We start from the raw sequence: 14,619 nt of genomic DNA, 5'->3' as shown, positions 1-14,619 counted from the left end.
ACCTCGGCGCCGCGCCGCCCTACGCGCAGGGGCAGCTTGAGACAGGAGGCCCCCATGCCCACATTCACCGCACTGACCACCCTGACCGGCAGAGTAGCAGCCGAAGGTCTGGGCGAGGCGATGGAACGTCTGAACCCGGAGCCCACCGGAGTGGGGGTGTTTGAGGTCGAGGATGGCTCGGGCCTATGGGAGATTGGCGGGTACTTTACTGAAGCACCAGACGAGACGGCGTTGGCCGTTTTGGCTGCAGCATTTGAGGCCAAGCCATTCGTCGTCTCAGAGCTTCCCGAAACTGACTGGGTTGCACACGTACGTCGCGAACTGGCCCCGGTCGAAGCAGGTCGTTTTTTTGTTTATGGCAGCCACGACGCAGACAAGCTGCCCGATGGTCGTATTCCATTGTTGATTGAAGCCGCGATGGCCTTTGGCACGGGGCATCATGGAACGACCTTAGGATGTCTCAAAGCTCTGGACTTTCTTCTGGATGAAGGCTTCGCGGCCACCAAAGTTGCCGATATCGGTTGCGGTACTGCCGTGCTGGCGATGGCCGCGGCTCGGGTTTGGGTTGGCGATATCATCGCCAGTGATATTGATGAGGTTGCTGTTGATGTGGCCGAGGCCAATTTGAAGGCAAACGGTATGGCAGGAGCCGTGAAATGCGTCGAAGCTGCGGGATTCGATCATCCCGACCTGAATGAACATGCGCCTTATGACCTGATATTTGCAAACATTCTCAAAGGGCCCCTGGTCGCGCTATCACCAGAGATATCGGCGAATCTGCGGGTAGGCGGACACGCAATCCTATCGGGAATCCTCAATGAACAAGCTGATGATGTGCTCACAGTTTATATCCAAAATGGCTTCAATCAGGTGCGCAGGAGTGAGATTGGTGAGTGGACGACGCTAATCTTAAGCAAACGGGGCGAAAGCTAGGCCATTTGCGGGAGTTTTGTGGATTTTCGCCACGTTTTTGTCGCATTCTTCTTTTACCGTCATTGGACGCAATCGGGGGGCGGTTTTTTGGAGGCTGCCATGACTGGAAAACAACTGGAATTTGATCAACGCGTTACGCGCTTGAACAAAAAGCATCAAAAACTAAGCCGTGGGTATCGTGCGACCATGCGGTCGGATGGGCTGGTGGTGATGAAGCCGCAGCGCGTGCGCTCGGCAGTTCCGGCCAAGGTTTTACTCATGTGTGTGGTGGGCTTCTTTGGTTTCAAAGCTTTCCTTCTGTCCCATCTGGGCCCGTCTGCCTACGACACGCGCGTGGATGCCTTGCACCAAGGCACTGCAGTTGAACAAGCTGGTGCATGGATCATGCAAGCCGATCCTGTGACTGCATTCTTCGCCACCCAATTAAACAAGGTAATGTTCTAGCCTAAGTTTGAACGCCCTCCTCAATCAAAAACACCGCGTGTCTTGAGGCACGCGGTGTTTCTGTTCGCCCCACAGGGAGGAAGTAGGGGCTTATTTGGAGCAGCGACAATTTGTTATCGACGGCCCTCGGCGACTTCGTCGATGTCGCCACGGCACAAGCCGATATCAGCCAGTTCACGATCGGTCAGACCGTTCAGCGCGTTGCGTGTTACACGGGCGTCATTCCATTCGACTACGGTGCTTACAACCGATGCGAAAGTCGCGCCGATACGGCCGACGAGGCCGAATGAGCCAGTGGTGGTGCGGGTGGTGTCCAGTGCAGCCATATCCTGTTTCCTTCTGGTTTGTGTTAAACTCTGATCTTGCGATCTGAGCGGCATCTAGTGATCTCAATCTTGCCGCGCAAGCGCTGAAATTGCATGTGTCCTATGCGTTTTTTGCAATGCTCAGTATCTCTGAAAGCCCTTTAAATCATTGGTTAATTTTCCTTCATATCGAGGTCGAAAATGAACCCGTCCGTGTCGCAAATGAACCCGGGAAGACCAGGGGCGACACAAATGTCGTTTTTCACCCTGCGACCATTTTGCTTGGAAAATGTTCACGCTTCGTGCTAATCGATGGAAAAAGATCACGTAAACCCGAGCAGGCCGAAGCAAACATGCGAATTCTGGGCATTGATCCGGGTCTAAGGACCCTGGGATGGGGCGTCATCGAATCAACGGGCAGCCGCCTGAGCCACGTCGCGAATGGCTTGTGTAAATCCGATGGTGATGATTTGGGAGAACGGCTTTTGTCGCTCCACAACCAGATAGTCGAGGTTATCGCTGAACACCGGCCCGATCAGGCGGCCATCGAACAGACCTTTGTCAACAAAGACGGAGCAGGAACCCTGAAGTTGGGGCAGGCGCGGGGTGTTGCGCTATTGACCCTGGCACAAGCCGGTCTGCCGGTGGGTGAATACGCCCCCAACCGGGTCAAGAAAACTGTGGTGGGTGTAGGCCACGCCGAGAAAGAACAGGTGTTGCACATGGTTAAATTGCAACTGCCGGGTTGTTCGCCCAAAGGGGCGGATGCAGCGGACGCTTTGGCGATTGCGATTTGTCACTCCTACTATGGCTCCGCTCCGCAGGCTCGGTTGAAAGAGGTGCGTGCATGATCGGCAAACTCACCGGACGACTGGACTATCGCGCTGCTGATCACGTTCTGATCGACGTACGCGGGATCGGGTACATCGTCTATTGCTCAGATCGGACCATGGCGGCTTTGCCCGGAGTGGGTGAAGGTGTATCGATCTACACAGACATGGTTGTGCGCGAAGACCTGATGCAGCTTTACGGCTTTCTGTCCTTGGTAGAGAAGGAATGGCATCGCCTGCTTTGCTCGGTTCAGGGCGTTGGCGCGAAGGTCTCGTTGTCGATCCTCAGTGCGTTGGGACCGGATGGTGTCAGCCGTGCGATCGCCTTGGGCGATTGGGGGGCGGTCAAGGCAGCCAAGGGTGTCGGACCGAAGACGGCACAACGGATCGTGTTGGACCTGAAGGACAAAGCCCCAAGCGTGATGGCTATGGGTGGCACTGTAACCGAAGCAATGGAGGGTCCCGCTCTGGAAGTCATCGACGCGGGTGAGCCTGCGCCCGCGCCGAAACGAGCGGTAAAACCGGCCTCAGGCGCTGCTGCTGCTTCTGCGGGCGCGCTTTCGGCGCTGGGCAATCTTGGCTATGGCCCATCCGAGGCGGCTTCTGCTGTCGCCGAGGCAGCGGCCAATATGCCCGATGCGGGTGAAGCCGATCTGATCCGCGCCGCGCTGAAACTGCTGGCTCCGAAAGGGTAAGTTAATGGTAGACGCCGATCCCGCCTTGCGCCCCGAGCCGATGCCGGAAGACAATGATCGCGCCCTGCGCCCTCAGGGCCTTGATGAATTTATCGGTCAGGCCGAGGCACGCGCGAACCTACGCATCTTTATCCAGTCGGCCCGCAAGCGGGGTGAGGCGATGGACCATACACTGTTCCATGGCCCCCCGGGATTGGGGAAGACCACGCTGGCGCAGATCATGGCGCGTGAGTTGGGAGTGAATTTCCGCATGACCTCGGGGCCGGTTCTGGCCAAGGCGGGGGATCTGGCGGCGATCCTGACCAATCTGGAATCAAGGGATGTGTTGTTCATCGACGAGATTCATCGTCTGAACCCGGCAGTTGAAGAGGTGCTTTATCCAGCGATGGAGGATTTCGAGCTCGATCTGGTGATCGGTGAAGGCCCGGCGGCGCGGACGGTGCGAATTGAGTTACAGCCTTTCACGCTGGTCGGGGCGACCACACGCATGGGGCTATTGACGACCCCACTGCGGGATCGCTTTGGTATTCCAACCCGGCTGCAGTTTTACACGGTCGATGAGTTGCATGAGATTGTCACACGGAATGCGCGGAAGCTGGGAGCTCCTGCCGACGATGAAGGCGCGCGCGAAATTGCGCGACGGTCACGCGGAACACCGCGGATCGCCGGTCGTTTGCTGCGGCGGGTCGTAGATTTTGCCATTGTCGAAGGTGATGGTCGGATTACCCGCGAATTGGCGGATTGGGCGCTGACCCGACTGGGTGTCGACAATCTGGGTCTGGACGGGGCCGACCGCCGGTATCTGAAGCTGATTGCCGAGAACTATGCTGGTGGTCCGGTTGGAATAGAGACGCTATCGGCGGCGTTGTCGGAAAGCCGGGACTCGCTGGAAGAAGTGATCGAGCCCTATCTGTTGCAGCAAGGATTGATCCAACGCACCCCGCGCGGACGGATGCTGGCGCAGAAGGCATGGACGCATTTGGGTATGGCTGCGCCCAAAGTGCAAAGCGATCTGTTTGGTTGAAGCAGCTCGCAAGAGATTTTATGCCTCTACTGAGAGTATTTTTCAGAAGATGAAGGTTCAAGCGTGACTCCGGAAGAGATCCAAGCGCTGTTCACGCGCGAAAACGGTGAGTTTTTGTTTGCGCGCTGGGGGCGGCCCATCGCGCCAATCGTATTCGGTGTCGAGGATGAGACACTCGCGACCGTCAAAGGCGCGTTTGAAGCGGTCGTCACTCTGGCCGATCATAAGATGACCGAGACGGACCCTGAGCTGGGTGCCAACTGCATGGTCTTCTTCTTCCGAGATTGGCAGGAGTTGTTGGAAGTTCCTGATCTGGATCGCCTGATCCCGGATTTGGCTCCATTGGTCGAGCGATTGGTTGCCGCTGTTGCCAATCAGTATCGCATTTTCCGGTTCGAAGAAGATGGCGCAATTCGCGCGGCTTTTGTGTTTCTGCGCATGGACAAGGAGATGTCCAAGGTCCCGGCGGAAACACTGGCGCTCAGCCAGGTGGTGCAGACCATTCTGCTATGGTCCGATACGGCATTCCGTAGCGCGTCACCTTTGGCCATCGCAGGTGACGCAACGATCTTACGGCCTGATATTGCCGCCTTGATCCGCGCCGCCTACGATCCGGTTTTACCCGGGGCAGCGCAGGATTCCTCTCATGCGTTGCGTCTGTTTGCCCGATTGGAACAACCGCAATGAAACATGTTTACCCGGTTCGCGTGTATTACGAAGACACCGACATGGGCGGGGTAGTCTATCACGCGAATTACCTGAAGTTCATCGAACGCGCCCGGTCCGACTGGGTGCGCAAGCTGGGCAACGATCAGAACGCGATGCGGGATGCGGGTATTGTCTGGGTCGTGCGGCGGATCGAGGCGGATTATCTGGCCGCTGCGCGCTTCGAAGATGAATTGGTGGTGGAAACCGAGATGGTTTCACTATCGGGTGCGCGGCTGTCGATGTCGCAATTGGTTAGGCGTGGTGAAACCGAGATCTTTCGTGCCGCGGTCACCGCGGTTTGCATGAATGCGCAGGGTAAGCCCGTGCGCCTTCCGGCAGAGATTCGCGCATTGATGTAACATTTTCACCCTCAAGGGTGGTTCTGTTGGCTTTTCATATCCATCTGCGTTAGCGTTTGGCAAAACAAGGCCAAATGGCCATCAGGCAAAACAAAGAGCAGGTTCATGGAAGCTGAAACGCTGGCGCTGGCGCAGGAGATCGATTTCTCCATGTGGGGGCTGTTTGCCCGTGCGACATTTATCGTCAAAATCGTGATGCTGATCCTTTTGATCGCATCCTTTTGGTCTTGGGCGATCATCATTCAAAAGCTGATCAATTACCGGGCGGCGCGTCGTGAGGCTCAGGTGTTTGACGAAAGCTTTTGGTCAGGGAATCCTCTGGACGAGTTGTTCGAGAAGATCGGGACACAGCCGGATGGCAGTTCTGAGAAGATTTTTGCAGCCGGGATGATCGAGTGGCGCCGCTCGCATCGTAACGATGGTGGTTTGATCGCCGGGGCGACCGCGCGGATTGACCGCTCGATGGATGTGGCGATTGCTAAAGAAGCCGAAGGGCTGCAAAAAGGACTGCCCATTCTAGCCACGGTAGGTTCGACTGCACCATTTATCGGCCTGTTCGGCACCGTTTGGGGCATCATGAACGCCTTTATCGAGATTGCCGAACAGCAGAACACCAACCTCGCTGTTGTGGCCCCCGGTATTGCCGAGGCGTTGCTGGCCACAGGCCTTGGTTTGCTTGCTGCCATTCCGGCTGTGATTTTCTACAACAAGCTCAGCGCCGACAGTGATCGGATCGTAGGCGGTTATGAAGCATTCGCCGATGAATTTGCAACGATCCTGTCCAGGCAGTTGGATAGCTGACGATGGGTGCGGCGGTTCAGCAATCCTCGGGTGATAATGGACGCCGGCGCGGGCGGCGTCGCGGCCGTGCCCAGCCGATGGCCGAGATCAATGTGACGCCATTTGTGGATGTCATGCTGGTGTTGCTGATTATCTTCATGGTGGCTGCCCCTTTGCTCACCGTTGGTGTGCCCGTTGATCTGCCAAAGACAGCCGCAAGCGCCTTACCCGGTGACAACGAAGAACCATTGACTGTCACTTTGACGGCAGACGGCCGAGTACAGATCCAGACAACAGATGTGCTGCGCGAAGAGCTGATCGGCAAGTTGCGCGCCATTGCGGCTGAGCGCAGCAGTGATCGAGTGTTCCTGCGTGCTGACGGTGCTATCCCATATGCGCAAGTAATGCAGGTCATGGGTGCGCTGAATGCAGGCGGGTTCTCCAACGTGGGTCTTGTAACCGATACCGGCGGGCCAACGCTGGACGAAGGGTGAGAGTGAGGTCGCGCGGTGGAGACCGGCACCAAGATTTCGGCAATTGCGCATGTCAGCCTGATCAGCTGGGCGCTTTTCGGAGGGACCTTCCGGTCCGAGCCATTGCCGATGGCAGTGCAGGATGTCACCGTGATATCGTCTGAGCAGTTTGCGGCAATGACCGCCCAGCGGGAGGCACCAGAGGTGCCGACTGACCCGGCTGAACTACAACAACCCACAGAGCCGGACGAGATTGATACGCCGGACCCAGCACCGGAAGAACAGCCAGAGCCGGAACCGGTTGCCCAGCCAGAGCCGGAACCCGAGCCTGAGGTGGAGCCCGAGGAGGTAGAAATACAGCCCGAACCTGAGCTGATCGAACAGCCCCCGACGCTTGAACAGCCCGAGCCCGAGGTGGCGGCGCTTCCGGTTCCTCCGGGTCCCGAGGCGGAACCGAGCCCCGCAGATAAGATCGCACCTGAACAGATTGCACCACCCCCGCCGGAGGCGAAACCGGATGACATTGAGACCCCTCCCGTCTCTTTGGATGAGGGTGCTGAGGTTCGGCAAGAGCAGCAGGACCAGACTGCTCCTGAAGAAGCCGCGCCCGAGATCGTCACCGAGGCGGAAGAGGTCGAGGACCCGGCTCCCCGCACCTCGCCCCGCCCGCGCGTGCGTCCGAACCGTCCGGCGCCACCACCCGAGCCTGAGGTTGCCGAAGCACCTGAACCCGCTCCGACAGAACCCGCGCAAAATGATCAGGCAATCAACGACGCGCTTGCTGAGGCGCTGGGGAATGGTACCGAACCTTCGGGTCCTCCACTGACCAGCGGCGAGGAAGATGCGATGAGGGTTGCCGTGTCGCGGTGTTGGAATGTCGGATCTCTGTCGACGGATGCGCTGGAAACTATCGTCGTCGTTGGGTTCTCGCTTACCCGGGACGGTAAAGTGGTCGGTGGCAGCCTGCAGTTGCTGGACAGTACCGGCGGCTCGGCCGCTTCGGCAAAACAAGCCTACGAGGCAGCGCGGCGCGCGATTTTACGCTGTGGCGCCAAAGGATACGACCTGCCTGCTGACAAATACGATCAATGGCAGGATATTGAGATTACCTTCAATCCCGAGAGGATGCGGATCAAATGATGAAACTTCTGACCAGCCTCTTCGTTGGCCTGACCCTTCTTTCGACCTCGGCCTATGCCCAGAGTGGCCCGCTGCGCTTGGAAATCGATGAAGGGATCATCGAGCCGATGCCGTTTGCGGTGCCGAGTTTTGTGCCGGATGGGCCTTCTGCGGCACAATACGCTCAGGATATATCGCGCGTGATCGTGTCGGACCTGACGGGAACGGGCCTGTTTCGCGAAATTTCATCGGATGCGTTCATCAGCCGGGTCAGCAGTTTTGATGCCCCGGTGCAATTTGCTGACTGGAAAGCAATCAACGCGCAGGCATTGGTGACAGGCGCGGTCAATGTTTCGGGCAAACGGCTGACGGTTCGGTTCCGAGTGTGGGACGTATTCTCGGGTCAGGAACTGGGCAATGGGTTGCAGTTTGCAGGCACCACCGACGGCTGGCGTCGGATGGCGCATAAGGTGGCCGATCAGGTCTATACCCGGATCACCGGTGAGGGTGCTTATTTTGATAGCCGGGTTGCGTTCGTATCTGAAAGTGGCCCGAAGGATCAGCGGCGCAAGCGGTTGGCGATCATGGATTATGACGGCGCGAATGTGCAGTACCTGACTGACAGCGCCGCCATCGTGCTGGCGCCGCGCTTTTCGCCGACCGGTGACCGTCTGCTGTACACCAGCTATGAAACCGGTCAGCCACGCATCTACTTGCTGGATGTCGGTCGCGTGAAACGGCAGGAATTGCCAACGCAGGAAGGCACCATGAGCTTTTCGCCGCGCTTTTCGCCCGATGGTCGCTCGATTGTTTATTCGCTGACGCAGGGCGGAAACACGGATCTGTGGAAGATGGATCTGGCCTCGGGTCAAAGTGTGCGGCTGACAAACACACCTGCGATCGAAACCGCACCCAGCTATTCGCCGGATGGTGGCCAGATCGTGTTCGAGAGCGACCGCTCGGGCACTCCGCAGCTTTATATCATGCCCGCCAACGGCGGCGAGGCGACGCGGATCAGTTTCGGACAGGGACGCTATGGCACGCCGGTCTGGTCTCCGCGTGGTGACCTGATTGCCTTTACCAAGCAGAATAAGGGCCGCTTTCACATCGGCGTTATGCGCACTGACGGCAGTGAAGAGCGTCTTCTGACCGCTTCTTTCCTAGACGAAGGTCCCACCTGGTCACCGAACGGGCGGGTCATCATGTTCACCCGCGAAACACAAGGCGCGAGCGGTCGATCGACGCTTTACTCCGTGGATATTTCGGGAAGGAACCTGCGCCCTGTGCGAACGCCGGATGGGGGTAGCGACCCGTCTTGGGGACCACTGCAGAATTGATCGGAACAGGCAGCAGGTAAAGTTCACAACAAACCCGCAATGTGATAGAAGCGCGGCAATAAACAACGAAACACGAGGCACTTGAGATGAAACTGTTGAGCAAAGCCGCGGCTATCGGGGTGCTGACCCTGATTGCTGCCTGTACGAATAACGATCCGTCGGCACTGGGCGGAGGTGCCGGTGGCAGTGGTGCTCTGGTTCCGGGGTCTCCCAGTGATCCGCGCTCGCCAGCTTATTTCCAGCAGACAGTTGGCGACCGGGTTCTGTTTGCCGTCGACCAGTCCACGCTCAGTCCGCAGGCGCAGACGGTTCTTCAGGGGCAGGCCGACTGGCTGCTGGCCAACCCGGATTTTGTCGCCAACATCGAAGGCCACGCGGACGAGCAGGGCACGCGCGAATACAACCTTGCGCTTGGCGCCCGTCGCGCAAACGCAGCTCGGGAATATTTGATCTCGCGCGGAGTTGCGGGCAACCGATTGACCACCGTCAGTTATGGCAAGGAACGCCCTATCGAAATTTGCAGCACCGAGGATTGCTATTCCAAAAACCGCCGCGCGGTGACGGTGCTGACCGGCTCAACCTTGGGGTAAGATGATGCGATTTGCAGGATTGGTTCTGGCGGCGGTTGTGGCCGTCGCTGGTGTGGCACAAGCACAGGATCAGCAAACATTGGCGGATATCCGTCAGGAACTGACCGTGCTGCATGTTGAAATCCAGCGTCTCAAGCGCGAGTTTTCGACCACAGGCTCGCCCGCGCCGAACCTGTCCGGCAGTTCCGTTCTGGAACGTGTCGACGCGATCGAGGCCGAGTTGCAGCGTCTGACGCGCCAAACCGAGCAGTTGAACCAACGGGTGCAGAATATCGTCACCGACGGTACGAACCGGATTGGTGATCTGGAGTTCCGTCTGGTTGAGCTTGAAGGCGGAGACCTGAGCACATTGGGCGAAACCTCCACACTGGGCGGTGAGACACAAACGGAAGTTGCGGTAGCTCCTTCACCAACGCCGACGCAACCCTCGGACACGGATCAAGGTGAACTTGCTGTGGGTGAGCAGGCGGATTTTGACGCTGCTTCACAGGCATTGGCGGATGGGGATTTCCAAACCGCAGCCGATCTGTTTGCGCAGTTCGACCTGTCTTATCCCGGTAGCCCGCTGGCGAGTCAGGCTAATTTGCGGCGCGGGCAGGCGCTTAAAGGGGTGGGTGATACCCGGGAAGCTGCACGCGCGTTCTTGGCAAGTTTCACAGGCGATTCCGAAGGCCCCCTGGCCCCCGAGGCTTTGTTTGAGTTGGGCGCAGCGCTTGGACAATTGGGTCAAACAGATCAGGCCTGCATTACACTCGGCGAAGTTGGTGTGCGGTTCCCGACCTCGGCACCAGCGGCTTCAGCCGTGCAGGAAATGGCAACGCTGGGCTGTTCTTGAACATTGACGCCGATACGCTTCGGGCTGAAGTGCGGGCGCGCTTGCCGGACCCGCTACCATGTCGGCTGGGTGTGGCGGTTTCAGGGGGCAGTGATTCGACTGCCCTCATGCGTTTGTTGGCGGACATAGCACAGCAAGAGCAATTGGAACTATATGCGGCAACGGTCGATCATGGATTGCGGCCTGAATCAGCCTCGGAAGCTTTGGCTGCCGCGGCACTGGCGCAGCGCTGGGGTATCCCTCATGAAATACTGAAATGGCAAGGTTGGGACAAAGCCGGTAATCTGCAAGATCAGGCGCGGCGTGCGCGATATCGACTGCTTGTCGCCTGGGCCAAGGCCAAAGGGTTGCAGGCAATCGCACTGGGTCATACCGCAGACGATCAGGCCGAAACCGTTCTGATGCGGTTGGCGCGCGCGGCGGGCGTTTCAGGCCTTTCAGCAATGTCCGGGTCGCGCAAAGAAGGGGGGATAGCCCTATTGCGCCCATTGCTAACCACGACACGTGAGCGCTTACGAGACTATCTGACTGCGCAAGACATTTCTTGGATTGATGACCCCTCGAATCAGGACCAGCGCTTTGATCGGATCAAGGCGCGTCAGGTCCTATCCGGGTTGGATCAGATCGGCATCACCGCAGCGAACTTATCAAAGGTCGCTGAAAATATGGCACAAGCGCGTGAGGCTCTGGCGCGCTACACGCAGGAATCCGCTGCCAGATGCATCCAGGTGTCGGATGGCGATTTGTGTCTCGACCGCGGTGATTTCGAAACTTTACCCGAGGAAATTCGCCGGCGTTTGGTGATTGCGTCTGTCTTGTGGATTGCTGGCGCTGGCTATCCTCCGCGTCACAACGCGGTGGACCAAGTGATGGATGCGATCTCTTCTGGTCAGGCGACGACGCTCGGGGGTTGTATTCTGGTTCCAGAAGGCAAAAAAACTTGGATTTGCAGAGAGCTAAACGCCATCAGGGATCAACGCGCACGACCGCTTGAACCATGGGATCGCCGCTGGATCGTATCTGGTCCAAATCATGCAGATGCTGAAATTCGGGCGCTGGGTGAAGATGGAATTCGGCAGCTCGAAAATTGGCGCTCCACAGGCAAACCCCGTACTGTAGTGTTGTCGACACCCGCCGTTTGGGCTGGTGATACGGTTTTGGCGGCACCTTTGGCCAGTTTTGCGAATGAATGGCGCGTCGAATTGCTGCCAGAAAGGTCTGACTTTGCGGCTTTGATTTTATCGCATTGAACCTGCCACAATCCTCTCTATTTTAAGGGGTAACTCCGGCAGGTCCCCACCTGCCGAAACCTTTCGGGAGATTTTCCTTGGGCAACGCTCGCAACATCGCCTTCTGGGTCGTTCTGTTTCTACTGATCCTTGCACTGTTCAACCTGTTCAGCGGACCCAGCGGGTCGCTTCAGGGCAATGAAAAAACCTATTCTGATTTTGTGTCCGCCGTCGAAAGTGGTGAGGTCAACAAAGTCACGCTGGACGGTGAGCAGATTCGCTATTCGACTCAGAACGGCGCCAGTTACACTACGATCAAACCCGCCGATGCCGAGGTTACTAAGCTGCTAATCGACAAAAACATCCCTGTTGAGGCTGTGAAACAGCAGCAGTCAGGGTTCCAGTCGTTCCTGATCACATTGCTGCCCTTCCTGCTGCTGATCGGTGTCTGGGTCTATTTCATGAACCGGATGCAGGGCGGCGGCAAAGGCGGCGCTATGGGCTTTGGCAAATCCAAGGCTAAGATGCTGACTGAAAAGCATGGGCGCGTAACCTTCGACGACGTCGCCGGCATTGATGAGGCCAAGGAAGAACTGGAAGAGATCGTTGAATTCCTGCGTAACCCACAGAAATTCTCGCGCTTGGGTGGCAAGATCCCAAAAGGTGCGCTGCTGGTTGGCCCTCCAGGGACCGGTAAAACGCTGCTGGCCCGCGCGATCGCGGGTGAGGCGGGCGTGCCGTTCTTCACCATCTCGGGTTCAGACTTTGTCGAGATGTTTGTGGGTGTAGGTGCATCCCGTGTGCGCGACATGTTCGAACAGGCCAAGAAGAACGCGCCATGTATCGTGTTTATTGACGAGATCGATGCCGTAGGTCGCCATCGTGGCGCGGGTTATGGCGGTGGTAACGATGAACGCGAACAGACCCTCAACCAGCTTCTGGTCGAGATGGACGGGTTCGAGGCCAACGAAGGTGTGATCATTCTAGCCGCGACCAACCGTAAGGATGTTCTTGACCCGGCTCTGCTGCGTCCGGGCCGGTTTGACCGCAACGTGACTGTCGGCAACCCCGACATCAAAGGCCGTGAGAAAATACTGGGCGTGCACGCGCGCAAGACACCTTTGGGTCCCGATGTCGATCTGCGCATCATCGCGCGTGGTACACCCGGCTTCTCGGGTGCTGATCTGGCGAACCTCGTGAACGAGGCCGCGCTGATGGCCGCTCGTGTGGGTCGCCGCTTTGTCACAATGGAAGATTTTGAGAACGCCAAGGACAAGGTGATGATGGGCGCCGAGCGCCGCTCGATGGTGCTGACCCAGGATCAGAAAGAGAAGACGGCTTATCACGAGGCCGGTCACGCCGTCGTTGGTCTGGAATTGCCGATGTGCGATCCCGTATACAAGGCGACCATTATTCCACGCGGTGGAGCGTTGGGTATGGTTGTGTCCTTACCCGAGATGGATCGGTTGAACTATCACCGGGATGAGTGCGAGCAGAAACTGGCCATGACCATGGCAGGTAAGGCGGCCGAGGTGATCAAATACGGCGAAGATCACGTCTCGAATGGCCCTGCAGGCGACATCATGCAGGCCAGCCAATTGGCGCGGGCTATGGTGATGCGCTGGGGTATGTCGGACAAGGTCGGTAACATTGACTATGCCGAAGCCCACGAAGGCTATTCGGGCAATACTGCCGGATTCTCAGTATCGGCTCATACGAAAGAGCTGATTGAGGAAGAGGTGAAGCGCTTGATCCAGCAAGGTTATGAGCGCGCGCACCAGATTCTGACCGAAAAGAACGAGGAATGGGAACGCCTGGCTCAGGGTTTGCTCGAATACGAGACGCTGACCGGAGATGAGATCAAGCGGGTTATGAATGGAGAATCGCCAAGTGAGAGCGATGACGAAGGCGATAAGCCAGATGAGGGCAACGCGCCAAGCGTCACCGCGATTCCCAAAACCAAGGCTAAGAAGTCTCCACCCGAAGGTGGCATGGAGCCTGAACCCTCAGCTTAACCAGACAGACCCGGGCGTTGCTCGGGTCTTTTTTCTTTCCATCACATCATCCGCATGTTCTCTATGACCCACAAGGCGAGAGGGTGATGTAGGAAATGCCGGTACTGCGGAAAATGGAATACGCTGCCGAGGTTGTCTGGTTGGGTCACGTAGTGGTTGGTGGCGCTATTAGCGCACAGGCGGTCGAAGCGCTTGATCTCGAATTCGAAGGCGACCGGGGTGCACGCCATGAGGGGCATACCCGGGCGTCGTGTTCGCGGGTCAGGGACCTGTACCCGAACGGCACTGAGATAAGGAATGTGCGTCAGCTTTCTATTCTGTGCGCTGATGAACTGGATGTGATCGCTCGTGATATGCGGCTGGATGGGCTTGATCCCTCTTTGCTGGGTGCAAGTATGGTTCTCAAAGGGATCCCTGATTTTACCCACATACCGCCAAGCTCTCGGCTGCAGGCAGTGGGGGGCTTGACGATCACCGTTGATATGGAAAACCGCCCCTGTGTCCTGCCAGGGCGTGAAATAGAGGCCGTTTCCCCCGGTTATGGTGCATTATTCAAATCTGCGGCACAGGGCCGCAGAGGCGTGACGGCCTGGGTCGAACGGCCAGGCAAAGTGCGAGTAGGCGATTGCATGTCATTGTTTGTACCGGATCAACGTCCTTGGTCACCTTGAAAACATAAGACCTCTATAGGTAATGCCCGAAATGGATCGAAGCCGTTTCACGGCTTGATTATGTCGGAATCTGTGTTCACTAAGGCGCTGCACCATCGTAAGGACTGCATAGCGCCGACTCCCGCGCGTCGGCCGTGCACGGAATTCAATCAGGGACCCGACCCAATGAGCTATAAATCCGATATTGAGATTGCCCGTGAGGCAAACAAGAAGCCGATTCAGGAGATCGGTGCCAAGCTGGGCATTTCCAGTGATGATCTGCTGCCCTACGG

General features: G+C 57.5%; 17 protein-coding genes. 16 read left to right on the top strand and 1 reads right to left on the bottom strand.

What is annotated here, in order from left to right:
* Positions 1-54: 54 nt before the first annotated feature.
* Positions 55-933: a 50S ribosomal protein L11 methyltransferase gene (locus ACR0IU_RS15320; RefSeq protein ID WP_480716852.1), complete on the top strand. Its 879-nt coding sequence runs from the start codon at positions 55-57 to the stop codon at positions 931-933.
* A 99-nt stretch (positions 934-1,032) separates the two neighbouring features.
* The gene (locus tag ACR0IU_RS15315; protein WP_170477760.1) at positions 1,033-1,377 is read left to right on the top strand and encodes a hypothetical protein; all 345 of its coding nucleotides are present in this window, start codon (positions 1,033-1,035) and stop codon (positions 1,375-1,377) included.
* A 113-nt stretch (positions 1,378-1,490) separates the two neighbouring features.
* Here the strand turns inward: ACR0IU_RS15315 and ACR0IU_RS15310 are convergent, their stop codons facing one another.
* Entirely contained in the window at positions 1,491-1,703 is a 213-nt protein-coding gene (locus ACR0IU_RS15310; protein WP_170477359.1) for a DUF1127 domain-containing protein, read from the bottom strand.
* Positions 1,704-2,035: 332 nt separating this feature from the next.
* Here ACR0IU_RS15310 and ruvC point away from each other — a divergent pair, with 332 nt between their 5' ends.
* The 14 genes from ruvC (at position 2,036) to ACR0IU_RS15240 (ending at position 14,347) form a co-directional block, all read left to right on the top strand.
* Entirely contained in the window at positions 2,036-2,533 is a 498-nt protein-coding gene (ruvC, locus tag ACR0IU_RS15305; RefSeq protein ID WP_170781487.1) for a crossover junction endodeoxyribonuclease RuvC, read from the top strand.
* Complete coding sequence (gene ruvA / locus ACR0IU_RS15300; protein ID WP_480716851.1) at positions 2,530-3,207, top strand: Holliday junction branch migration protein RuvA; 678 nt, start codon at positions 2,530-2,532, stop codon at positions 3,205-3,207. The genes ruvC and ruvA overlap by 4 nt, the downstream gene beginning before the upstream one ends.
* A gap of 4 nt (positions 3,208-3,211) precedes the next feature.
* Positions 3,212-4,231, top strand: coding sequence for a Holliday junction branch migration DNA helicase RuvB (gene ruvB / locus ACR0IU_RS15295; protein WP_480716850.1), 1,020 nt, complete (start codon positions 3,212-3,214; stop codon positions 4,229-4,231).
* 63 nt (positions 4,232-4,294) lie between these two features.
* Positions 4,295-4,918, top strand: a complete 624-nt coding sequence (locus ACR0IU_RS15290; protein ID WP_480716849.1) for a hypothetical protein — start codon at positions 4,295-4,297, stop codon at positions 4,916-4,918.
* Complete coding sequence (gene ybgC, locus ACR0IU_RS15285; RefSeq protein ID WP_170545473.1) at positions 4,915-5,298, top strand: tol-pal system-associated acyl-CoA thioesterase; 384 nt, start codon at positions 4,915-4,917, stop codon at positions 5,296-5,298. The genes ACR0IU_RS15290 and ybgC overlap by 4 nt, the downstream gene beginning before the upstream one ends.
* 105 nt (positions 5,299-5,403) lie before the next feature.
* Complete coding sequence (tolQ, locus tag ACR0IU_RS15280) at positions 5,404-6,099, top strand: protein TolQ (RefSeq protein ID WP_010438152.1); 696 nt, start codon at positions 5,404-5,406, stop codon at positions 6,097-6,099.
* A 2-nt stretch (positions 6,100-6,101) separates the two neighbouring features.
* Positions 6,102-6,572, top strand: coding sequence for a protein TolR (gene tolR / locus ACR0IU_RS15275; RefSeq protein ID WP_010438155.1), 471 nt, complete (start codon positions 6,102-6,104; stop codon positions 6,570-6,572).
* Positions 6,573-6,587: 15 nt separating this feature from the next.
* A complete protein-coding gene (locus ACR0IU_RS15270) occupies positions 6,588-7,691 on the top strand; it encodes an energy transducer TonB (RefSeq protein ID WP_480716848.1) in 1,104 nt (367 codons plus the stop codon).
* Complete coding sequence (gene tolB, locus ACR0IU_RS15265) at positions 7,688-9,007, top strand: Tol-Pal system beta propeller repeat protein TolB (RefSeq protein WP_260023063.1); 1,320 nt, start codon at positions 7,688-7,690, stop codon at positions 9,005-9,007. The genes ACR0IU_RS15270 and tolB overlap by 4 nt, the downstream gene beginning before the upstream one ends.
* An 86-nt stretch (positions 9,008-9,093) precedes the next feature.
* A complete protein-coding gene (pal, locus tag ACR0IU_RS15260; RefSeq protein ID WP_010438162.1) occupies positions 9,094-9,597 on the top strand; it encodes a peptidoglycan-associated lipoprotein Pal in 504 nt (167 codons plus the stop codon).
* 4 nt (positions 9,598-9,601) lie between these two features.
* On the top strand, positions 9,602-10,432 hold the full coding sequence (ybgF, locus tag ACR0IU_RS15255) for a tol-pal system protein YbgF (protein WP_170775036.1): 831 nt from the start codon (positions 9,602-9,604) through the stop codon (positions 10,430-10,432).
* Positions 10,429-11,682, top strand: coding sequence for a tRNA lysidine(34) synthetase TilS (gene tilS, locus ACR0IU_RS15250; RefSeq protein WP_480716847.1), 1,254 nt, complete (start codon positions 10,429-10,431; stop codon positions 11,680-11,682). The genes ybgF and tilS overlap by 4 nt, the downstream gene beginning before the upstream one ends.
* Before the next feature lie 77 nt (positions 11,683-11,759).
* Positions 11,760-13,676 (top strand): ATP-dependent zinc metalloprotease FtsH, encoded by a 1,917-nt coding sequence (ftsH, locus tag ACR0IU_RS15245; RefSeq protein ID WP_010438169.1) that lies wholly within the window; start codon positions 11,760-11,762, stop codon positions 13,674-13,676.
* 95 nt (positions 13,677-13,771) lie between these two features.
* Positions 13,772-14,347 (top strand): MOSC domain-containing protein, encoded by a 576-nt coding sequence (locus ACR0IU_RS15240; RefSeq protein ID WP_480716846.1) that lies wholly within the window; start codon positions 13,772-13,774, stop codon positions 14,345-14,347.
* Positions 14,348-14,619: the final 272 nt, after the last annotated feature.

It is taken from the genome of Ruegeria sp. CL5 (assembly GCF_056536485.1).
Note: the sequence above shows the minus strand (reverse complement) of the source record. Positions and strands in the feature narration are given on the sequence as shown.